The sequence below is a fragment of the Idiomarina sp. OT37-5b genome (genome assembly GCF_002968395.1).
Lineage (GTDB): Bacteria > Pseudomonadota > Gammaproteobacteria > Enterobacterales > Alteromonadaceae > Idiomarina > Idiomarina aquatica.
The window spans coordinates 2407376-2429652 of record NZ_CP027188.1 but is presented as its reverse complement, the minus strand read 5'-3'; the positions used below and the strand labels follow the sequence as shown (position 1 = coordinate 2429652).

Annotated in this window: 15 protein-coding genes and 2 pseudogenes; 10 read left to right on the top strand and 7 right to left on the bottom strand. The window is 48.6% G+C overall.

The features are described from left to right. The gene (locus C5610_RS11445; RefSeq protein ID WP_158682694.1) at positions 1-1002 is read right to left on the bottom strand and encodes a reverse transcriptase domain-containing protein; all 1002 of its coding nucleotides are present in this window, start codon (positions 1000-1002) and stop codon (positions 1-3) included. Positions 1003-1402: 400 nt separating this feature from the next. After that, positions 1403-2698: a GIY-YIG nuclease family protein gene (locus tag C5610_RS11440; RefSeq protein WP_158682693.1), complete on the bottom strand. Its 1296-nt coding sequence runs from the start codon at positions 2696-2698 to the stop codon at positions 1403-1405. A gap of 732 nt (positions 2699-3430) precedes the next feature. On the opposite strand from C5610_RS11440, the pseudogene C5610_RS11435 reads away from it, so the two are divergent. Together C5610_RS11435 and tehB are read left to right on the top strand one after the other, a co-directional pair. Then, a pseudogene (locus C5610_RS11435) lies at positions 3431-3851 on the top strand (Fic/DOC family N-terminal domain-containing protein); the annotation flags it as partial. Between the two features lie 304 nt (positions 3852-4155). Continuing rightward, a complete protein-coding gene (tehB, locus tag C5610_RS11430) occupies positions 4156-4725 on the top strand; it encodes a tellurite resistance methyltransferase TehB (RefSeq protein WP_105307260.1) in 570 nt (189 codons plus the stop codon). 106 nt (positions 4726-4831) lie between these two features. Here the strand turns inward: tehB and C5610_RS11425 are convergent, their stop codons facing one another. Beyond that, on the bottom strand, positions 4832-6448 hold the full coding sequence (locus tag C5610_RS11425) for an alpha-glucosidase family protein (protein ID WP_105307259.1): 1617 nt from the start codon (positions 6446-6448) through the stop codon (positions 4832-4834). A 416-nt stretch (positions 6449-6864) separates the two neighbouring features. On the opposite strand from C5610_RS11425, the gene C5610_RS11420 reads away from it, so the two are divergent. The 4 genes from C5610_RS11420 to C5610_RS11405 all read left to right on the top strand — a co-directional run bounded on the left by C5610_RS11420 (position 6865) and on the right by C5610_RS11405 (position 15527). After that, positions 6865-9708 (top strand): TonB-dependent receptor, encoded by a 2844-nt coding sequence (locus C5610_RS11420; protein ID WP_105307814.1) that lies wholly within the window; start codon positions 6865-6867, stop codon positions 9706-9708. A gap of 97 nt (positions 9709-9805) precedes the next feature. Further along, positions 9806-11629 carry an alpha-amylase family glycosyl hydrolase gene (locus C5610_RS11415; protein WP_105307258.1) on the top strand — a complete coding sequence of 608 codons (1824 nt, stop codon included), beginning with the start codon at positions 9806-9808 and terminating at the stop codon, positions 11627-11629. Continuing rightward, complete coding sequence (locus C5610_RS11410) at positions 11629-13128, top strand: MFS transporter (protein ID WP_105307257.1); 1500 nt, start codon at positions 11629-11631, stop codon at positions 13126-13128. The genes C5610_RS11415 and C5610_RS11410 overlap by 1 nt, the downstream gene beginning before the upstream one ends. Positions 13129-13139: 11 nt before the next feature. Continuing rightward, positions 13140-15527: a glucan 1,4-alpha-glucosidase gene (locus C5610_RS11405; protein ID WP_105307256.1), complete on the top strand. Its 2388-nt coding sequence runs from the start codon at positions 13140-13142 to the stop codon at positions 15525-15527. 53 nt (positions 15528-15580) lie between these two features. Here the strand turns inward: C5610_RS11405 and C5610_RS11400 are convergent, their stop codons facing one another. Continuing rightward, positions 15581-16609 carry a LacI family DNA-binding transcriptional regulator gene (locus C5610_RS11400; RefSeq protein WP_105307255.1) on the bottom strand — a complete coding sequence of 343 codons (1029 nt, stop codon included), beginning with the start codon at positions 16607-16609 and terminating at the stop codon, positions 15581-15583. Between the two features lie 148 nt (positions 16610-16757). On the opposite strand from C5610_RS11400, the gene C5610_RS11395 reads away from it, so the two are divergent. The 4 genes from C5610_RS11395 to C5610_RS11385 all read left to right on the top strand — a co-directional run bounded on the left by C5610_RS11395 (position 16758) and on the right by C5610_RS11385 (position 20238). Beyond that, positions 16758-17477 (top strand): helix-turn-helix domain-containing protein, encoded by a 720-nt coding sequence (locus tag C5610_RS11395; protein WP_105307254.1) that lies wholly within the window; start codon positions 16758-16760, stop codon positions 17475-17477. Between the two features lie 59 nt (positions 17478-17536). Then, positions 17537-19084, top strand: coding sequence for a S10 family peptidase (locus C5610_RS11390; RefSeq protein WP_262339870.1), 1548 nt, complete (start codon positions 17537-17539; stop codon positions 19082-19084). 65 nt (positions 19085-19149) lie between these two features. Continuing rightward, positions 19150-19323, top strand: coding sequence for a hypothetical protein (locus C5610_RS13600; protein WP_158682692.1), 174 nt, complete (start codon positions 19150-19152; stop codon positions 19321-19323). Positions 19324-19341: 18 nt separating this feature from the next. Further along, the gene (locus C5610_RS11385; protein WP_105307253.1) at positions 19342-20238 is read left to right on the top strand and encodes a LysR family transcriptional regulator; all 897 of its coding nucleotides are present in this window, start codon (positions 19342-19344) and stop codon (positions 20236-20238) included. A gap of 3 nt (positions 20239-20241) precedes the next feature. On the opposite strand, the pseudogene C5610_RS13890 reads toward C5610_RS11385, so the two are convergent. The 3 genes and pseudogenes from C5610_RS13890 to C5610_RS11370 form a co-directional block, all read right to left on the bottom strand. Beyond that, positions 20242-20730: pseudogene (locus C5610_RS13890) on the bottom strand (methyl-accepting chemotaxis protein); the annotation flags it as partial. 338 nt (positions 20731-21068) lie between these two features. After that, positions 21069-21392 carry a hypothetical protein gene (locus C5610_RS11375; protein ID WP_105307252.1) on the bottom strand — a complete coding sequence of 108 codons (324 nt, stop codon included), beginning with the start codon at positions 21390-21392 and terminating at the stop codon, positions 21069-21071. Further along, positions 21379-22218 carry a transporter substrate-binding domain-containing protein gene (locus C5610_RS11370; RefSeq protein ID WP_158682691.1) on the bottom strand — a complete coding sequence of 280 codons (840 nt, stop codon included), beginning with the start codon at positions 22216-22218 and terminating at the stop codon, positions 21379-21381. Before C5610_RS11370 ends, C5610_RS11375 begins: the two co-directional genes overlap by 14 nt. Positions 22219-22277: the final 59 nt, after the last annotated feature.

Sequence of the window (22277 nt, the reverse complement as noted above, 5' to 3'; positions counted from 1 at the left end):
TTATTTCACCGATTTCCGTATAAACATTTCCATTATCGTGTTTCCGTACTTACGTCTAAGCTTCGATATGTAATTATTATCCATCGATTTCGCTGATATTATTTTCCCTGATAATTTCGCGATACCTCGTTCTCGTAATGTGCTGCTATCAATATCCGTCTCTGAAGAGAAAAAGGTATGTTTAACGTAATCATCAAAACCTTTAGCATCTGTTAAGTAGAGGTATAGCATTACCTCTATTTCATTTTTACTTTCTCTAGGAATTGTAACGACACCATTAGGTAATATATTGAGACCCAAGAGCTTGAAATCGTGACCTCTCTTGTATCTTTTGGTCTTTTGTATATTAAGCTCCGCAGCTCTACCTAAGTTTGCTTTAAGCAATTCAGTAACGAAAATCTCGATTACTTTATGCTCTAGTTCATATTCCCCAGAAATGATGATGTCGTCTGAATATCGTGTATATGTAAGATGTTGCGTCTTACAGTACTCGAGAAGAGCATCATCAAAATTGACTAAGCATATGTTACTTAGCACTGGGGAAGTAGCGAAGCCGGCTGGTATATGGTCATCTACTACTACGAGGTTCACTATATGGTCGATATACCGATCGATGTCAGAAATAGGCACATCGGAAAGTTGGTTCTTCAATGCTCGTTCTACATCATTGGTTTTGATACTTTGGTAAAAGCTTACAATGTCGGTTTGAAAGAAGAATTTATTTTTTGCGTGAGGTGTTACAGCATCTCTGACGCTAATGCCCTTCCTATAGGAAAATACCACATCTGTGTTGAAGCGCGCATGATTAAAAACTGTATTATTTAAGAACTTATGAATTCTCTTGAGCTTATAGGAAGGGATGTAAATGACTCGCTTTTGAATCTCAACCTTTTTATATTCATGCGCAACGTTCAGATTTAGAAAATCATCGAAAGTTAACTGCGAATGAAAAGTTGACAAGAAAACCTCTTGAAGGCTTCTTTTTTTCTGAATTGACGTCAAAACAAACTCCTGAGGCTTCTCTTCGTAGTGTTTCAGACTGTTCTACTTTGACTCAATTGACAAAGCGCAAGGTTACATAAAAGTACCAAATCAGCTCATAATCGGCCAGTCATTTGTGTTCTTCTATTTTTGATACGATCTTAGGTAAGGTAATCCAAGGCTAGTTAAATAATAATGATAGTCTAGGGTGTAGTATGCACGGAGGGGTTGTCGCGGCTAATCGAGTTACTAGCTTGCGCTACACTTTATGCTTTTAAATGAGCGTAAAGAGTAACGCAAGGTAACATTGACTCATAGCCTGTAGGGACCCTGCATAATGACTGGAGATACTCCTAGTCGCTGGGTATGTGATTATGATAGCGGTTAAAGTTTTGAATATCAAGCAAGCGGCGCATGTTGCTTATAGAGGTACGCCAAGTTGAGTGCCTAAGAATACTTTTGTAGTTATCTTTTCTGTAATTTTTGACACATAAGAATGTGGGTGTTTTTTGTTCCAGTAAATTAGCGTTGACGCCGCGATACCTGTAGCCTTGGCTAGATTCGCAAATGATGAAAATTTCTTGCCGTTGTATTCAATTGAACGAGCAGTCACTTCCGCGGCCTTCTCAGCACGTGTCATCCATCGGTAATTGTTTGGTCCGAATGGGACTTTATTGTCAATGCGGCACAATGATTTACCGGGATAAGGCGAGCTATAGTCACCTGGTGCTCCTATATCATAAATGAAGCGCTCAAATGATCTCCATCGACTGCACAGTAATCCCTTATTAAACTTAGCTTTCCAGATGCGATAGAGTGGCTTCCCTGCGTAAGGCTCAGGTGAATGGTGCCGTTGTTTGCCTAAGATTTCTTGACCGGCTCTGAGACGTGAAATCGCAACATGGGATTTCACAGCACCACCTGTTAAGTTTTCAATGTACTCACCAAACTCGGTTTGTGTAATGAATATCTGGCCTTTGAATTCGACAGGGTACTCTATTAGGTTTCCAATCTGACCACCGGAGCATGCGTTCAGCCCATTAGGCCACTGAGTTTGCTCTCTGCTTATGTAGTGTCGCTCTAATTTGGAGAGCTGTTGAAGTGGAACCCCTTCTTTCACGACTTCCACACGAAATGATGCAGTGCCATTCTCTCTTATTGCATAGTGAAGGGGGAGCGAGCTACCTTTTCTAGCTTGGTTGCAGTGCTGATTCCAGCGGTGATGCAATTTTTGTCGCGTAAGACCGTAATATTTCGCACCCGAATTTATGTGTGTGATTCGGTAAAGTATTCCTTTCTTCGCCTTTTTCGCTAGACCCCCGTGTTGGGCTGCTTCAATTAATTCATCTAAGGAAAGGTCTGAGATCTTTCTTTTGGCCTTAACCTTTGGATAAAGGTGTTCAAGACCAATTTCACACATAAAGCTCTTGATACTTGGGAAAATCTTTCCGATCTGTTCTGGGAAACGTTGGCCACGATATGTAAAACTGACTGCGCGTCCCAAACCACTGTACTTCTGATATTCTTTGACGGGCGTTTGGATTGCACGCTCTAAGTGATCATAATTGATTTCGACATCTCGATTGCGTAGAGACCGGATACGGTCACGAAAGACTTCGTAGGACACTGATTTGGCGCTTGCTTGTTCATAGTAATCAGATAACACTATTTTAGTGGTATCGATATAAATAATCGTTTGGCGTGGCTTGGTTGGCACGATATGATTCCTCGTTATTCGATGTCTTGAATAAACGGAATCTAACCCTTTGAATATAATCGTTAAATACGATTTATGTTGTATATACGGAATGGTTCTGGCACTGTGAAGTTTAAGCCGTACAGAAGGCTGTATCTCAGCACTAAGATACCTTGTCGACAGAATTAGAGATGTCATCTCCTGTATAGCGCTATGCTGACGCAGTCTTTCCCAAAAATAGTATGATCGGCCTATGGGAGGCTTTATTTTATTGTAGCCTTAAGCTAATTCGTCATTGAAACCATGATCTGAAGTTGCTTTTCACTTTCAGCCTCGGTTCTAAACTCTCAGTTAGATGTGTTTCCCCCCCTGAAGAACATATTCGTTAAGCCATAGAAATTAGCCTTCAAAAAGACTAGTCTGAGGGTAATAAGTGCATTAGTTTGCCCGTTATTTTTCCTAAAAAATACAGGACATAGTTGAAACTCTTTCTATTTGGTAAGGCTCAGTTGTACCACTAATACTGTAGTGGCAAACTAAATTTGGCCACCTAATTAGAGGTCTATCATGCACCAAGAGACAACTAGGCTGACATAGTGGGGGGTTAAGGTTTGGTATGCCGATGATATCGACCTAAAAACAATTTATGTCGAAAAAACAAGAAAAAATCGACACGTTAAATTAATGTGTCGATAGGAACGACATAAAGTGAACCCATGGTCATTTATGTCGATTTAAACTGGAAATTCAAACATGACTTGGCAAGCAGAGCAACCGTACAACCAATTACCGACATTACCACCCAACCTAGATGTCATAGAAACTAGAGCTGTGCTGAAGGCCTGTATTTCTGCACGTGCTGCTGTAGCGGAATTAAAAAAGGCTGGAGAGCTCATTCCCAACCAAAGCATGTTAATTAACCTGCTGCCTTTGCTTGAAGCAAAAGATAGTTCAGAAATTGAAAATATTGTTACCACGACCGATAAGCTTTTTCAGTATGCGCAAGGGGGGTAAAGGTGCTGATCATGCAACCAAGGAAGCATTACGTTACCGAACTGCGTTATACTAGGGCTTTATAAAACTTGAGAAAAAACCGCTATGCACAGCGACGTCGATTGAGGTATGCAGTACCTTAACGCAATCAGAAATGGATATTCGTAAAGTACCGGGGACGAAAGGGAAAATTATTTGTGCATCCGCGGTTGATGACGCTAATGACAAAAGACAGTAATAGTATTAAACCTTTGTAAAGCAAATAAATGACACTTTCGCCAACTGGTTAGTACATCGCCGATTATAAGCAAATTACGGTTGGTCCCCAGTTCAAGTCTGGGAGGGGCCACCATATTTCACTGTAAAGCATCATACTTAACAACTCAGATATTGATCTGCATCGACCGCATTGCCAGCTATGGTTATTTAATAACGCCTTAAAAGTAGTACCATGCCAGCACACTACTGAAAACTAGGTGAGTATAATGTCAGCTGATATAAATAGCCGTTATGGTCTAAACCCCGCGCACAGCGAAGTTGTGAAAACTGGCGAGATTGTCGCTCCGTGTAAGGCGTTGGATATGGGCTGTTCTAATGGCCGTAATGCTTTGTATTTAAGCCAGCTCGGCTTCAATGTGACCGCAGTAGACAATAACTCTGACGCTATCAATATGCTACGACAAATTGTTAGCGAAGAACGCATCGACAATATCGAAGCGCTGGTCTACGACATTAATGATGCAGCGTTAAGCGGCGACTATGGGTTGATTGCCTGCACAGTAACTTTAATGTTTCTTAACCCTATGCGGGTTGATGCGGTTATTGAAAATATGCAGTCGCATACCTTACCTGGTGGCTACAATTTAATTGTTTGCGCTATGAATACTAATGAACACCCATGCCCGGTTCCTTTTCCCTTTACGTTTAAAACTGAGCAGCTGCGCGACGCCTATAAAGGGTGGGAGTTACTGAAGTACAACGAAGACCTTGGAACCATGCACAACGGAGCGCAACTTCAGTTTGCAACCATGCTCGCGCGTAAACCCAGCCAGTAAACCCCGCAAGGCAAAACAGTGATTATTGGGTTGTGATAAAAAAAAAGCACCCCGAAGGGTGCTATAAAAATGTCACATCTTATTATGACACCAGGGGAGAGTGTATTCACACGGCGGCAAACCAGCAGCCGTATGGTGGTAAATGCAGCGTATCGCCGTGTAATGACGCGTTGTTGTGGCTAAGCCCGTCAAACGGATGAGCTGACTGCTGCGATAAATGTAAGGTTGCCGGGGTGCTGGCCAAATTAAAGCAGCACAATAGTGTTTCATCGTTGTGTTGGCGATAAAACGCCAGTACGGGTTCATCGGTTTCGATAAAACGGATATCGCCCTCTATGAGTGCGGGCTGGGTTCGACGCCATGCCATAAATTCGCGAAAGGCGTTTAGCGTCGAGTTAGGATCCTGCTGTTGTTTAGCGACATTATTTGCAAGGTGGCCGGGGCTCACCGGCAGCCACGGTTTCCCCTGGCTGAAGCCAGCATTGTCACCCTCCTGCCAGGGCATTGGCGTACGACAACCATCGCGGCCTTTAAAGTTGGGCCAGAAGGTAATGCCGTAGGGGTCCTGCAAAGCTTCGAACGGAACCTCTGCTTCACCTAAGGCCAATTCTTCGCCTTGATACATACAGACACTGCCGCGCAGGGAACCCAGCAGCGCCGTAAGCATTTTCACTTGTGCCGTGTTTACTTCACCATTTTCGGCCCAGCGGCTGGCTACGCGTTCAACATCATGGTTGCTAAAAGCCCAGCATGGCCAGCCTTCACGCATATTGGCCTCGAGCGTTTCTACCGTGTGACGAATGTAGGTGCTGCTGTAATCGTCGGTCAGCAGCTCAAAACTGTAGCCCATGTGCAGTTTGTCACCGCCGCTGGTGTATTCCGCCATGGTCGCCAGTGAGTCTTCCGAAGAGATTTCGCCCAGCGCCACAGTACCCGGATACTTATCGAGTAATGCGCGGATGTCGCGCATAAATTCGAGGTTTTCTGGTTGGGTATTATTGTAATAGTGGTACTGAAACGCATAGGGGTTGTCTTCGCTAAAGCCACGACCCTGACGCTTCTCCTTTGGTTTTGCCGGATTATCACGCAACTTCGCGTCGTGATAGCAGAAGTTAATCGCATCAAGCCGAAAACCGTCAACGCCCTTTTTCAGCCAAAACTCGACGTTATCGAGCACCGCCCGACGCACCTGAGGGTTGTGAAAATTAAGATCGGGCTGCTCGGTCAAAAAGTTGTGTAAATAATATTGTTCGCGTCGGGGTTCCCATTTCCAGGCCGGGCCTCCGAATATCGATAGCCAGTTGTTCGGTGGTGTTCCATCCTCCTTGGCGTCTGCCCACACGTACCAGTCAGCGTAATCGTTGGTTTTGGATTCGCGACTTTGTAAAAACCATGGGTGCAGATCGGAGGTGTGGCTCAATACCTGATCAATAATAACCTTGATGCCTCGTTGATGGGCTTGGGCAATTAAGTCATCAAAGTCGTCCAGGTTGCCAAAAATTGGGTCGATGTCGCGATAGTCACTGATGTCGTAGCCGAAATCCTTCATCGGTGATTTAAAGAACGGCGAGATCCAAACCGCGTCAACACCGAGGCTTTTAATGTAGTCGAGGCGGTTAATAATGCCACGAAGATCGCCGATCCCGTCATCGTTTGTATCCTGAAAGCTGCGTGGGTATATCTGATATATCACCGCACCTTTCCACCAAAGAGGGTTCGCCATTTTTTGCTCCAGAACATCGATTATTTTTTTTGTTGGGCAAAGAATAAGTCAGGGTTAGAAGTGTTGTAAAAAAACTGCATACGTATGCAGTCAAAGGCAATTTGCGGCGAAAGGGCTACAACACGTCTGAGTGAAGGGGTGTAGCGCTAAACCATGACCGGTAAGTTAATTTTTTAACGACTTTACGTTTACGTAAACTGATAAATCGCATTTTTTCGTATAGTGTAGTTTTTACTCATGTGGTGCGGTATCGATGCACAATGGTGGGGCAAACCTGCGGCTGAATACGTATGCATAAATTTGTTAATAATTTATTACGAGCGCTAGTATTTCGCCGACAACAAGCAATATACCGAATGGTGTGGCGCCAGAGCGCACCAAAATGGTGATAAAAATAATTAATCAGGATGCACATTATGTCTACGTTCAAACCCAGTATGCTAACGCTCGCACTGATCAGTGCCGGCTTAAGTAGCCAAGTCGCTTATGCACAAGATACCGACGCTCAAAATGCTGAAGCACAGCAAGAGCAGCAACAAGAGCAAAAAGAAAGCCAGCAAAGCGATGTTGAACGCATTGAGGTAACCAGCAGTTTCCGCCGCAGCGTTGTTGAGTCGATTAATACCAAGCGTTTTGCCAGTGAGGTTGTCGAGTCGGTATCGGCGGAAGACATTGGTAAATTGCCTGATTCATCCATCGCAGAGGCTATCGCGCGACTACCTGGCTTGACGGCGCAGCGTTTGGACGGACGTGCATCACGCGTCAGCGTACGTGGCTTTAGTGAAAACGAAAGTGCGACAACCTTTAATGGACGTGAGCAAGTTTCTATCAGTGATAACCGCGGGGTCGAGTTCGACCTTTACCCATCAGAAATCATGAGCGGCGTAACGGTTTATAAAACGCCAAGTGCTTCGCTGGATGCGGAAGGTATTGCCGGTGTCATTGATATGCAAACGGTACGTCCGCTGAGCAAAGGTGAGCAAGTCATTCAGTTTAACGGTCAGTTGGAACAAACAGGCTTTGAAAAATTAAACCCGGATGGCGATGACCAAGGCTATCGCGGCACGGTGTCGTACATTGATCAGTTTGCGGATGACAGTTTTGGTGTGGCTTTTGCTTATACCTCAATGAGTTCGCCGAATCAGGAAAAACGCTGGAACGCCTGGGGTTACCCGGAGTTTACGTCAGAATCTGGTGAAACCGTATCGATTTTGGGCGGTGCGAAACCTTATGTGCGTTCGTCAACGCTGGATCGAGACTCAGCCATGTTGGTGCTTGAGTACGCGCCAACAAGTAACTTGAGCGTAACTTTTGACGCCCTGTACGTTGACTTCTCCGACGAAAAAATTCTGCGTGGTATCGAAGTACCTTTTGCCTGGGGGCAAGGTTCAATATCTCCGGAAAACGCAACGGTTGACCCTGAAACCGGGTTCGTGACCAGTGCGGTAACGGAAGGGCAACGTGTGGTGGTGCGTAATGACTTTGAAGACCGCGAGGCGGAGTTAACGCAGTTCGGTTATAACGTCGAATACTTCCTTAACCACGACTGGACGCTTGAGTTTGATGCCAGCCGTTCTGAAGTTGAGCGTCAGGTCTGGAGTATTGAAAGTTACTCCGGTACTGGTCGCGGTGATGCCAACGGCATCGCGGATAACATTGGCTATACCTTCGACGATGGCAACACCGGAGCACAGTTCTCGCATCAGTTAGATTACGGCGACTTTGACCTGATTCAGCTCGGTGGTCCTTTGTCCTGGGGCGCAAGTGCGGCACTGAATAATCAGTATGGGTTGGTCGGAACTCCTTATGAGAACACCGCGCAAGACGGTTTTATTAATGCCCCGGAAGTCGAAGATGAGCTCAGTACGCTGAAACTGGCAGCGCGCAAAGCGCTTGATAATGCGTACTTTAAAGGTATCGAGTTTGGTGTCTCTTATCGTGACCGTCAGAAGAGCAAAAATTCTGAAGGTTATTACATGACGCTGGCCGATTTTTCCTATCCGGATAATGTGGGCATGTTGCCGGTTCCTGAACAATACCGTGAAGGCACGGCGGATCTAAGCTTCATCGGTATGGGACAAATGATTGCTTATGATACCCGAGGGCTGGTTAGCGACGGTTATTTTGAACTGCTGCGCGAAAGCTTGACCGATCCAAAACATTTAACACGTTCGTGGACGGTGCAGGAGCAAGTCACAGCGGCATTTGTTCAAGGTAATATTGACGCTGAAGTAGGTGGTATTCCGGTTACCGGTAACGTTGGCTTACGTTACGTGCACACCGACCAATCGTCTCAAGGTAACGCATTTAACGTTAACGACGCCGGGCTTGTGGTTGCACAGCCAACCGACATCAGCCACGACTATGGCCACGTGTTACCGAGCCTGAACCTGAATTTCGCTCTGGATGAGCAGCAGATTCTGCGCTTTGGTGCTGCAAAAACGATTTCACGCGCTCGCTTGGACGAAATGAACGCTTCGGTCAGTGCCACCTACAGTGCGCAACAGCCTGACGAAAATGGCAATTATTGGTCGGTATCCGGTGGTAACCCGCAATTGGAGCCAAAAGAAGCAACGGGCGTTGATTTGAGTTATGAGAACTACTTCCATGAAGAAGGCTACTTCTCTGCAGCCCTGTTCTACAAAGACCTGAACGAGTGGATTTTCGACGGTACTTATGAAATTGACATGAGCGGCGTACCTGACCCGGCCACGGGTGAATTACCGGATACGACAACCGGCACTGGCTCAGGCAAAATCAATGGTGGCGGTGGCGACCTGTGGGGCTACGAGTTAGCCGTTGCGCTGCCATTCAGTATGTTCGCAGACCAGTTAGAAGGCTTTGGCTTACTGGTAAGCCACACGGGTGTTGAACAGGACATCGAGGACCCTAATGGCAATGACTATGAGTTGCCGGGTCTGTCTGACAGCATTCAAAGCTTAACCTTCTACTATGAGCGTCACGGCTTTAGCGTCCGCACCAGTATGCGTAAGCGGAGCGATTTTAAAGGCGACATCTATGGTCTTGGCTTCGAGACGCAGCAAGTGGATATCCAGGGTGAGACCATCTGGGATGCGCAGCTCGGTTATGACTTCTCCGAGTCGGGTATTGCGGGACTTGAGAATCTTGAGCTGACCTTCCAGGTACAGAACATTACTGAAGAACCGTTTATCTCGTTGCAGGGCGACAACGCATTGCAAGTGCGCGACTACCAGGATTATGGTCGTGTTTACATGCTTGGCATTAAGTACGAGCTGTAATCGATAAACGTGGTGACTTGATGCAAAAGCCCTTGGCGTCGTTCAGGGGCTTTTTCGCCGTTTCATGGCAAGACAAATCAAACAATAAAGTGTATCAATGAAAGTTCACAAGCTAGCAAAAACAGTGTTCGCTTTGACGCTGACAACCGCTCTTGTCAGTTGCGGTGGCACGGATAATAAACAATCAACGTCAGCTGACTCTGAGCGGGGCGCCAAAGACCAGCAAAAGCCGGTCGTTTACCAGGTATTTACCCGTTTGTTCGGTAACACCAATACGACCAACAAGCCGTGGGGCACATTGCAGGAAAATGGTGTGGGTAAGTTTGCCGACTTTGATGACAAAGCGTTGGCTGGTATTAAAGAACTCGGTGTTTCGCACATTTGGTACACCGGTGTGCTGCATCATGCAACGGTAACCGATTACAGTGAATTCGGGTTGCCGGGGGATGATCCTGATGTGGTCAAAGGTCGTGCCGGTTCTCCCTATGCGGTGAAAGATTATTACAACGTTAACCCGGATTTAGCCGTTAACCCGGAACGTCGACTGCAAGAATTTGAAGCGTTGATAAAGCGCACCCATGAGCAGGGTATGAAGGTTATTATCGATATCGTCCCGAATCATGTGGCGCGGGATTATCACTCGGTGTCTAAGCCAGACGGTGTACAGGATTTCGGCGTCAATGATGATACCAGCGTCAGCTATCGTCGCGACAATAACTTTTATTATGTGGTTGGCGAGGACTTCCAGGTACCGCAGGACGATGATTATCAAGTGTTAGGGGGGATGAGTCACCCTAAGGCGGATGGCGAGTTTGTCGAGCGCCCGGCGAAATGGACCGGTAATGGCGCGCGCAAGGCGCAGCCGGACATTAATGACTGGTACGAAACGGTTAAGATTAATTACGGCGTAAAACCCGATGGCGGTTACGACTTTCCGCGCTTGCCGCCGGAATACGCCGATAAAGACTACCAAGCGCATTACGCGTTCTGGCAGGATAAACAACTGCCGGACAGTTGGTATAAATTTCGCGATATTACTCAATATTGGCTGGACAAAGGCGTGGATGGCTTCCGTTATGACATGGCCGAAATGGTGCCTGTCGAATTTTGGAGCTTCTTGAATTCATCCATCAAAATGACCAATCCAGACGCTTTCCTGCTGGCCGAGGTCTACAACCCCAGCCTTTATCGTCCTTATCTTCATAGCGGTAAAATGGATTACCTCTATGACAAGGTGGGTTTTTATGACACCTTGAAAGCAATTATTCAGGGGCGGCAAGGGGCTCAAGCGCTGCTTGCCGAACACCGCCAAGTGCTGGATATTGAACAGCACATGCTGCATTTTTTAGAAAACCACGATGAGCAACGTATCGCCAGTGCCGACTTTGCCGGTGATATGAATTGGGGAAAACCGGCGATGACCGTATCAACGCTGATTGGCCGCGGACCCAGCATGATTTACTTCGGTCAGACCGTGGGCGAGGACGGTTCGGAAGAACCCGGGTTTGGTGCTCCTACGCGCACCAGTATCTTTGACTACATCGGCGTTCCTGCGCACCAGCAGTGGATGAATAATGGCGCCTTTGATGGCGGTCAGTTGAGCGAAGCTCAGCGCGAACTGCGACAGTTTTATGTGCAGTTGATGAGCCTGAATCGATTACCGGCGATTGTTGCAGGGCAACTGGTTGAAGTGAACAATTCGCAGCCGCAGCAGGTGGTCAGCTTTATTCGCCAGCAGGGTGAACAGCGTCTGCTGGTGGTGGCAAATTTCGCCGGGCAACAACAGTCCGTAAGCGTTGACGTGAACGCCTCGCAAGGCAATACCTTACTCGGTACGCCGCCGGAATTCACCAACAACGGTGTCACCATTGCCTTGCCCTATCAGGGTGTGAGCGTGGTACAACTGGGAAGTAACCACTGATGCAAAATACCCTGCAAAACGAGAGACCGACCCTGAGTTTTTGGCAAATATGGAACATGTGTCTGGGTTTTATGGGCATTCAGTTTGGTTTTGCGCTGCAAAACGCCAATGTCAGTCGTATTTTCCAGACCTTGGGTGCAGAAATCGATGATATCCCCATCTTGTGGGTGGCTGCGCCGCTGACCGGGTTGATCGTACAGCCAATTATTGGCTACATGAGTGATAAGACCTGGGGCCGTCTGGGGCGTCGGCGCCCATATTTCTTCTATGGTGCGATTGTTACCACCGCGGCGCTGTTGGTCATGCCCAACTCGCCCACATTGTGGGTTGCGGCGGGCATGCTGTGGATCATGGATGCTTCCATTAATGTCACGATGGAGCCATTTCGCGCGTTGGTCGGCGACAACCTGCCTAACCGGCAACGGGCGCTGGGCTATTCATTGCAGAGCTTTTTTATCGGTGTGGGAGCGGTGATTGCTTCCAGTCTACCCTGGGTACTGACCAATTGGTTTGACGTCAGCAATACCGCCGCGGCTGGCATTATTCCTCCGTCGGTGCAGTATGCGTTCTATGTTGGCGGCGCTTTCTTGCTGATTTGTGTGATGTGGACGGTGTTTACCACCAGCGAATACAGCCCTGAGCAGCTTGCCGCCTTTAGCGACAGTGCTGAAGCGAACGCACAAAGCGAACCTAAAACAACGATAAATTTTGCCAAAACGATGTCGGTCAGCGGCCTTGTCGGGGTTGTCATTATCGCTGCCGTTGGCGGTATGGGCTTAGAAAAAGAACTGTATTTACTGGGTGGGTTACTGTTGGCTTTTGCCCTGCTGCAGGGGGTCGCCGCCTGGCAACAGCAACGACGCTATACCGACAACGGCTTTTTCACCGTCGTATACGATGTGTTCACCATGCCGCGGGCGATGCGACAGCTGGCCTGGGTGCAGTTTTTTAGCTGGTTCTCGTTATTTGCGATGTGGATCTACACCACCGGTGCCGTCACCAGTTATCACTACCATAGTGTTGATGTGACCTCCAAAGCCTACAACGACGGTGCCGATTGGGTCGGTGTGTTGTTTGCTGCCTACAATGGCTTTGCGGCGCTGGCTGCTTTGGTGATCCCTGTGATGGTGAAACGTTTTGGTATTCGCGTTGCTCACGCGATTAACCTGATTTTTGGCGCGCTGTCACTAGTGAGCTTTTTGCTGATCAGTGACCCCGCCTGGCTGATGGTACCGATGGTCGGTATTGGCTTCGCCTGGGCGTCCATTTTATCGCTTCCTTATGCCATGCTCGCCAGCGCGCTGCCCAGCGCGAAGATGGGCGTGTACATGGGCATTTTTAATTTCTTTATCGTGATTCCGCAATTGCTTGCCGCCAGTATTCTCGGCTTGATTCTAAAGCATGGCTTTGCCAACCAGCCGATTTACGCCTTAGTCATTGGCGGACTGTCGTTTGTGTTGGCTGCGTTATCGCTGACGCGGGTAAAACTAACTAATTAGAGGGTGATACAGTGAAAGTCGTAAACGCAATCGCCAGTGCAATGTTACTGGCAGGACTAGCAGGCTGTAACAGCGGCACTACCGAAGCCGCCAGTCAGGTGGCGCCGGGCGCACCGGGGGAAACACCGTTTTGGGCCTACTCGGGTAAAACCGGCATCGGCACTTCTTATGAAGCGTATCAACAGGGGCACTATGACGACGCCAGTGCCACCGGCACGGTTTCCAAGGTCTGGTTCTCGTTGGCTAAAGGGATGATCACGGAAACCATGTTTGGCCTTATTCACCAAGCGCAAATCCGTGATTTACAGTTTATCGTCAGCGGCGATGATTTTGTGGTGGCAGAGTCAGATGGGCTGAAAAATACCGTGGAATACCTGCATGTGGATGAGCAGGGCCGGCCGCTGTCGTTGGCGTATCGCGTGACCAGTGAGGATAGCCAGGGACGTTTTCGCATCATCAAAGACATCTTTACCGATCCTGATGCGCAATCGCTGATGGTTCGTGTGCGCTTTGAAGCTAATCAACCCGGGCTCACCGCTCACGTACAGGTGAACCCTTATGTGAACAACGATGGCGTCGATGACCGTGCTAAGGTCGAGGGTGATGCGTTAGTGGCCTACTCCGGCGAACATTACCTGACGTTACAAAGTGAACAAGGTTTAAAACAAGGTTCGGTAGGCTTTATGGGCACATCCGACCGCTATTCTCAATTACAAACCTCAGGCGAACTGACGCGCTATCAGAGCACCGGTGAGCAACCCGGTAATGTGTCTATGAGTGCGACCCTGGGTGAGATCTCAGAAGCGGCCGAATTTGATTTGGTACTGAGTTACGGTAACAGCGAACAACAGGCCAGAGAGCAGGGGCAACAGACCTTGAAGCGCGGATACGATACCGTGCTGGCGCATTACAACGGTGAGGGTGACGCGATTGGCTGGCAAGATTATCTGCAAAGCTTGAACCTTGAAGAAATGTACGGCGCCACTACGGATGGTGGCAAGTTACTGAATACCAGTGCCCTGGTGCTCAAAGCTCAGGAAGACAAAACCTATGCTGGCGCGTTGATTGCGTCGTTATCAAACCCTTGGGGCGATACGGTTTCTGCCGAACAGGGTAAAACGGGCTATAAAGCGGTTTGGGTGCGCGACTTTTATCAAGTAGCGATGGCGTTTCTGGCGCTGGGCGACACCGAAACGGCTAAAGCCGCGTTCAGTTACTTGCCGAAGGTACAAGTCAGAGAGGATACGCCGGGAAATCAGGGGGATACCGGTTGGTTCCTGCAAAAAACCCACGTTGACGGCGAATTGGAATGGGTGGCAGTACAGCTTGATCAAACCTCGATGCCGATCATGCTGGCCTGGAAACTCTATAAAAACGGCGTGCTGTCAGAAACTGAGCTGAGCCAGTGGTACGAATCAATGCTTAAGCCTGCGGCCGATTTTCTGGTTGACGGAGGTTTAGCGAAAATATTGTGGAATGATACTCAGATCACGCCGCCTTATACCCAGCAGGAGCGTTGGGAAGAACAGGCAGGATACTCTCCTTCAACCATTGCCGCCACGGTAACTGGCCTGATAACCGCCAGCGAGATCGCCGCTCTGAGCGGTGACCAGGAAAACGCACAACGCTATCTGGAAACCGCGCGGGAGTATGAACAGGATATCGAAGCTTTGATGTTCACAACGGAGGGCACGCTGGAGGGCGATGCAGCTGACGGTCAATATTTTGTGCGCATCGCACAGGATGAAAACGTCAATGCAGACACCAAACTGGCAGCCAATAATGGTCGTCCGGGGATGGATAAAAAACTGATCCTTGATGGTGGCTTTTTAGAGCTGGTGCGTTACGGCGTGCGTTCTGCTGATAGTCCGTCGATTGTGGCGTCGTTACCGGAATATGACGATCAAAGCCTCGAGCATAAGCTACGGGTTAAATACACCTTTATGAACGATCAAGGGCAAAGCTTCCCTGGCTGGCGCCGTTATGGCAATGATGGCTACGGCGAGGATCAGGAGCTAGGCACCAATTATGCTGAAGGCGGCAACCAGACGGCAGGTCAACGTGGCCGCGTCTGGCCTTTCTTTACCGGTGAGCGGGGGCATTATGAAATCGCCGTTGCGAAAGCCAGTGACGGCGACCTGACGGACGCGCAGTACCAACGGATTAAAAACACCTATGTGTTGGGAATGGAAGCATTTGCGAACCAAGGCATGATGTTACCGGAACAGGTATGGGACGGCGTCGGGGTCAATCCTTTCGGTTATGAGGTTGGCGAAGGCACCAACTCAGCCACACCATTGGCGTGGACTCATGCCGAATACGTTAAGCTGTTACGCTCGCTGAGTGACGAAGCGGTATGGGATAATTATCCGCTTGTGGAACAGAAGCTCGCTGACTGAATGACCGTCTGATGAGTATTAGCCGCCAGCGTTTATCTGGCGGCTTTTTTGTCTTATAAACAACTCGATTGGCGTACGATCAGTTTGGGCGGCAAAATGCTGCTGGCCACATCAACGTCTTTATCAGCAATCAGGTTCAGCAGATTTGCCACCAACATTTGTCCGGCTAAGGTCGTATTTTGCTGTACGGTCGACAACGGCGGACTGCAAAAACGGGCGACCGCGATATCGTCAAAACCCACCACTGAAACGTCTTTAGGAACACTTAAGCCGGCTTCTTGCAGCGCTCTAATTGCACCAATAGCAATTAAGTCACTGGCACCGAACAGGGCGTTAAACGTGATGTTATTGGCAAGCAGTGATTTGGTCGCTTGATAACCGGACTCTTCGGTAGAAATCGCGGTTGCCATTTTGCGCTCGCTACAGTGTTTACCGTGCTCCTGTAGGCGATTTTCAAAGCCATTGAAGCGGGCACTGAACTCGGGGCTGTGATGTGAGGCATCGCCAATGAAGGCACAGTCGGTGCGACCGAGCTCAATAAAGTGTTCGGCGACCAGCCGTCCCCCATGCTCGTTATCGCAGCTTACCGTCAGCTCAGGTCGGCCATCAACGCTCGCGCCCCAGCAAACAAATTTGGTGTCTGTGTCCAACAGCCGGGCAAACTTGGCCTGATAGTCGATGTAGTCGCCATAGCCGAGCAATATGATGCCGTCGGCGCGATGGCTTTCGGCATAGTCCGCATGCCAGTCGTTGCTGCTGGATTGAAACGAAACGAGTAAGTCATAGCCTTCTTTCGCACAGGCACGGGTAATCGAACCCAACATGGATAAAAAGAACGGATTAATTTGTGAATCGTCAGAAGTAGGATCTTCAAACAACAATACCGCCAGGGTAGAGCTTTGTTGCGCACGCAAATTACTGGCGTTTTTATCCACCTTGTAATTAAGCTCGCGGGCAATTTCAACGACCCGTCGGCGTGTTTCTTCATTAACCAGCGGACTGCCTCGCAGCGCACGGGAAACCGTCGACTGAGAAACCCCGGCTCTATGAGCTATATCGAAAGAAGTGGCTTTACCTTTCATATCGTTCCTCGTAATCCGTGCGCGGTGGCTCAGAGTAATACAGCTGCGCGAAATATTCCTTTAAATTCGCATATATTCTTGTTTTTATGCCTTAAGGAATAGGAAAGAATACTGTGGAATCCTCACATCTCACATAAGGAACAAGGATATGGTACTTGGAGAGCTCCTTAAACAACGACGTATCGAGTTGCATCTTAGCCAGTCAGAGTTAGCTGAGCAAGTCGGTATTGAGCAGTCTTACTTATCGAAATTGGAAAGTGATCGATCACTTCCCTCAGATGATGTACTGAAGACATGGCTCAGCGCACTAGAACTCACCATAGAGCAGGTGGCAGAACAGTTTGATCCAAGTTATCTACAAGGACGCTTGCGACAGATTCCATCGATTGATGCTTATTTACGAGAACAAACCGCAAATTATCAGCGTCAACGACGGGGCTGGTTAACCATTTGCGGACTGCTTATCGCGCTCTCATTACCGACGTTTTACAGTGGCTACACCAAGGTTCTTTTCCCTGAACTAACCTACCAATATATGTCTCCGGGCATATTATTGATGGGTGAAAACCCTAATTATTATCGTAATTGGAATGATACCGTCGTTGGTTTTGACGAATTGGAGAAGCTCTCAAAACGGATGGCTGAGCGCTCAAACCCGGATATCATGATACTGACCGACTATCGGGGAAAACAATTCACGGTGCCGGCACCTGAGGCGGATGATCCCAATATCAAACGGACCTACTACATCGACGGAACCATTCAACAGCCTCGAGTGATTAATGGCGTTTTGCAAGCGTTGGGTTTGTTTTTGCTGATGTGTGGGGTGCTAGGCATTGCGCTTGAACGTCGTCTGCTCAATAAGTAATTTATAGGATGCTGAGTTATGCTAATCTCAGATACAACAGAACCAACAGGAAGCAATTCGTGAAACACTCCATCAACACACCCAATCGCTATTTCAGCGTTTTAGCGACGTTGCTGTTAGCAATGGTTTCGCTAACCGTGATGGCGCAAGATAATGAGCCAGCGCCTGACGAACCGCCGGTTGCTGAACCCAAGCAGTTTGTGTCCGAGCATAGCGGTACCTTTAACGGAGCACGCATCGACTATCGGGTTAACGCGGGCGAGACCTACCTGAACAATGCTGAGGGTGAACCGACCGCGAGCATTTTCTCCTTCGATTACATTGCCGAGGAGGATGAAAACCGCCCGGTGACGTTTTTCTGGAATGGGGGGCCCGGCTCGTCGTCGAATTGGTTGCATATGGGGGGCTACGGTCCGAAACGCATCGTGGTGCCGAGTGAGGCAGAGCACCCGGGGGCAGCGCCGTACACGCTTAAGGATGCCCCCGAAACGATACTTGATGTGACGGACATGGTGTTTGTCGATCCGGTTGGTACGGGCTTTTCTCGTGCCATTGGTCAGGGGAAGAAAGAAGATTTTTGGGGGCTGACCGAGGATGCGGAGTCGATGGCGGCGTTCATTGCGGAATGGCTGACCAACAACAACCGCTGGAACTCACCGGTGTTTTTACTGGGGGAGAGCTTTGGTACGACCCGCGCGGCTGCTGTCGCTAAGGTGTTGCTCGATGACTATCTGATTAACGTCAACGGCATCGTGTTTGTCTCTCAGGCCTTGGATTACCAAGGCTCTACGCCTTATGTGGATGACAATATCATCTCTTATATCACCTACATCCCGACCATGGCGGCGACGGCTTGGTATCACGGAAAAGTTGATAATACCGGAGACTTTGAATCGTTCATTGCGGAAAGTCGTGAGTTTGCCACTCAGGAACTGCTGCCGGCGTTATTTCAGGGCAATTTGTTGAGCGATGACGAACGCGCACGACTGGTCAGCGAGCTGCAACGGTTCACGGGGCTAAGTAAAACCTATATCGAACAAGTCGATTTGCGCATTAATGCCTTCCGATTTGCCAAAGAATTACGGCGTGATGAGGGCGTTGCGGTCGGTCTGCTTGACAGTCGCTATACCAAAGACGAACGCGACGATGTCGCGGCACGTCCGCAAGACGATGCGGCTCGTGCGATTTCACCGGCCTACAAAGCCTCACTTATGCATTACATGAGAAATGAGCTGGGCATTGACTGGAACCGCCGTTACTTAAACCCATCGGACCCGGAATTGTCCGGTAAGTGGCGCTGGAGTCCGTTACCGGAAGGCCGCTCGTGGGAGCCACACTACGTCAATACGGCGCCGGATCTGGCGTCGGTGCTAAGAAGCAATCCAGCGCTTAAAGTCATGGTGGGGTCGGGTTATTATGACCTTGTCACGCCATTTTTCGATGCGGAATATACGCTTAACCGCCACGGCATCGCTCGCGATGACATCATTTACCGTTACTATCACGGTGGCCACATGATGTACGTGCATGAACCTTCGCGCAAAGCCTTGTTGGATGACACGCGTCAGTTTATTCGTGCGCAACTGGAAACAATGAGTTTCCAGTGAGGTACTTTTTAGCGCATTATTAAACAATAAAATGGTTCCTGTCTTTTAACAGAGGAGTCAGGAACATGTTTAATCGCAAACAATTTATCAGTGTGCTGGGCGAAATGGCGCGTGGTTTGATGTTTTCTGAGGGTAATACCAAAGTGAACGTTGAACATCCTAAGCCAATGATTAAGCCCCATGGTTACGATGATTTGATGAGGCAAGTTGAGCAGAAATGCTGTGTCGGCTGTTGCTGAATTTTTTCGGGAGAGTCAATGTTTGAGCGTTTATCCGACATGGCAACCTTTGCCGCAGTGGCAGAGGCTACCAGCTTTACACGTGCCGCTGAACAGTTGGGGGTCACAAAAGGCTCGGTAAGTAAGGCAGTCAACCGTCTTGAAAGTCACCTTGGGGTGAAGCTGTTGCGCAGAACCACACGTCGACTGTCACTCACCGGCGAAGGTGAACAATTTCTTCGGCATTGCCAGGTGATTGTTTCAGAGGCTCAGTTAGCCGAAGAACATATGGGTGAGTACCAAAGTGAGCCTAAGGGCACGGTATCGGTCTCGGCTCCGGTAAATTTCGGCGCTGCGCAAGTGGCACCGCATATTGACCAGTTGTTGTCTAAATTCCCGCACCTGAATATTCACCTGACACTGTCTGACGAAGTGGTTGCCTTTAAAGAACAGGATGTGGATATCGCGATACGTTGCGGCGAACTGCGAGATTCGGCGCTCTATTACCGACGCTTGAAACCGTTAAGGCACGTTGTCGTTGCCTCGCCGGCGTATTTGAACCGCTTTGGCGAGCCCGCTAGCCCTGAGGAGTTGAGCGTTGATCAGTCGTCGCATTGGTGCATACCTAGGAACCCTTCGGCGTTGGGAAGCCGCTGGCATTTTTATCGCGGCGGGGAAGAGGTAACGGTTCCTGTGCGTGGACGTTTTTTTAGCAATGAAAACCGCGCCATAAAACAGGCTGCCCGCAATGGACTGGGTATTGCGTTTCTGCCGGAATACTCGGTTGCCGAGCTCCTCGAAAGTGGTGAACTCAAGCAGCTACTGAATGCGTTTATGCCGCCGCCAATCCCCGTCAGCTTGCTGTTCGCAACGCGCCAATACGCAAGCTCTGCGGTCAATGAAACCATCAATTTTTTAGAGCAAAAATTAGGCTAACGATTAGTCATCATCGAGTTTGTCCAGTTGCTTCACAATATTACTACTCAACTCGCTGAGCTCGTCAGTATTCGATGCTAATGTGTCAGCCTGGTCGAATGCATCATCACATAATTCACTCAGTGTTTGGATACTCTGACTGACCGTCTCAACAGCACTGTTCTGTTGTTGACTGGCGTCCGTCACTAAATCAACTTCGCTGTTTATATCTTTTACAGCGGTTAACACCTGACTGTATGAATTAATCGATTCCGCTGAAATTGCCTGTGCTTCTTCTGCAGCTTCAAGTGCTTTATCACTAATATGTGCTGAAGAGGAGATAACGTTACGAAGTTCGCCGGTCATTGTGACGATATCGCGAGTAGTTTCTTGCGTCTTTTGCGCTAATGAGCGCACTTCATCTGCGACAACGGCAAATCCACGTCCGTGCTGTCCTGCTCGAGCTGCTTCTATGGCTGCATTTAATGCCAGTAAGTTGGTTTGATCGGTAACGCCCTCAATTAGCTCAACAAAGGAAGAGATTTTTTCGGCCAGTTCAAGAAATTTCTGTTCACTCTGCCGTAATTGATAGTCCAAACGAAGACGCTTATATTCCGAGCGCAGCAGGGACATAACCAGTGGCACCAGCATAGCAACGGCAACCAGCAGCGCCAGTGAAAACCACAGGCGCTGAGCCATCCGTTCCTGATCGAGTTCCTGCCGTAAGGCTTTTTCAATGTTTCGGATGTTGGTGTTGAGCACGTAGCTTGCCTGACGTAAACGGATGTCGTCCTGATCTTCAGGGAATTGGTAATTTTGTAGTTGTTCTTTAAACACATTTGCCGACAGCGTCAGTGTTTCACTGGCAAGCTCCGAGGAAATTCGGCGTTTGCCTCACGGAATTCCTGCAATGCCTGTTGGATGAGTGCAAGTCCAGTGCTGTAGTGCCAAGGACTAGAGGCATCGTTCGTAGAGAGGCTGACGTGCATGACACCGGTATGAAAATCTTCAGCCGCGGTACCAATTTTATCGATCAAATAAACGCGGCTTTCAACTTCACGCTCTTTCCAGACTAACAACGCCGCGATGATGGTAATGATGGCCAGCCCTGCGGCAATAATAAATGAAACCTGACGATTGAGCTTGCGGGTTTGCAACCGGTTATGAAGCGGCACGGTTCGAGCACTCCGCTGATAGGCTGTTTTCCGGAGGTCTCACGAAACCAAATTGGCGCAGATAATTTTGGTACTCCTGTGAGTTCATAAATTGCTGTTGAGCCTGTTGGGCGCGTTCTAGTTTTCTATGAAGACGGTGCGAAAATAAAAATGCCGGGCCTAAGGCCTCGTCTTTTAGTTCTTCGATAGCCAATACCTCAACAGTGTTCAGTTGTTTTTTGCGGTATTCCAGTGTTGGTCGCGTCAACATCAGTGCATCGGCCCTGTCGGTTAATATCATAGAAACGCCGGCCTGCACATCCGGCACTTTTTCCAACTTGTTTCCTAGCTTATGTTTTACCGCTAATGTTTCTTCAATGCTACCTGAGAGCGTGGCGATGTTTTTATTTTTTAAATCGCTGAAGTGTAATGGGTTTGATAGTGGTGAATCATCTTGCACCATCACTGCAGTATGCGTCAACGCCAGCGGCGACAAAAAGCAGCCAAAGGGTTTACGCTGCTCGGTTACGACAAGACCGGCCGCAATGACATCGACGCGATTGGACAGCAGCGCCGGTAGTAGCTGCTCAAACGTCATCATCACCCATTCGACTTTATCGTAGCCCAGTGGCTGGATCATGTTGCGAAGCGCTGCGGGGAACAGCCCGTTTACTTTGCCAGTTTCGTCATAGTAGGCATAAGGCGGCTCATTCGTGTAGCCTGCCACCAAGGTTTTCTTATCGCTTTCTGGTTGTGACGCAGACGGACTTAGTGACTGAATGGCGAGTAAAGTCAGTGTTGCGACAGCGAGAAAAAATAAGACAAAAAAATAGCTTCTTTGCTTCATGGGCATCCGTTCCCTGGTTCGCTGTGTGTGTTTTCTGTCATAGTGAGTAAACGACTTTG

Coding starts and splice junctions, on each gene's coding strand:
- tehB (WP_105307260.1), top strand. CDS start 4,156: ATGTCAGCTGATATAAATAGCCGTTATGGTCTAAACCCCGCGCACAGC.
- C5610_RS11425 (WP_105307259.1), bottom strand. CDS start 6,448: ATGGCGAACCCTCTTTGGTGGAAAGGTGCGGTGATATATCAGATATAC.
- C5610_RS11420 (WP_105307814.1), top strand. CDS start 6,865: ATGTCTACGTTCAAACCCAGTATGCTAACGCTCGCACTGATCAGTGCC.
- C5610_RS11415 (WP_105307258.1), top strand. CDS start 9,806: ATGAAAGTTCACAAGCTAGCAAAAACAGTGTTCGCTTTGACGCTGACA.
- C5610_RS11410 (WP_105307257.1), top strand. CDS start 11,629: ATGCAAAATACCCTGCAAAACGAGAGACCGACCCTGAGTTTTTGGCAA.
- C5610_RS11400 (WP_105307255.1), bottom strand. CDS start 16,609: ATGAAAGGTAAAGCCACTTCTTTCGATATAGCTCATAGAGCCGGGGTT.
- C5610_RS11395 (WP_105307254.1), top strand. CDS start 16,758: ATGGTACTTGGAGAGCTCCTTAAACAACGACGTATCGAGTTGCATCTT.
- C5610_RS13600 (WP_158682692.1), top strand. CDS start 19,150: ATGTTTAATCGCAAACAATTTATCAGTGTGCTGGGCGAAATGGCGCGT.
- C5610_RS11385 (WP_105307253.1), top strand. CDS start 19,342: ATGTTTGAGCGTTTATCCGACATGGCAACCTTTGCCGCAGTGGCAGAG.
- C5610_RS11370 (WP_158682691.1), bottom strand. CDS start 22,218: ATGAAGCAAAGAAGCTATTTTTTTGTCTTATTTTTTCTCGCTGTCGCA.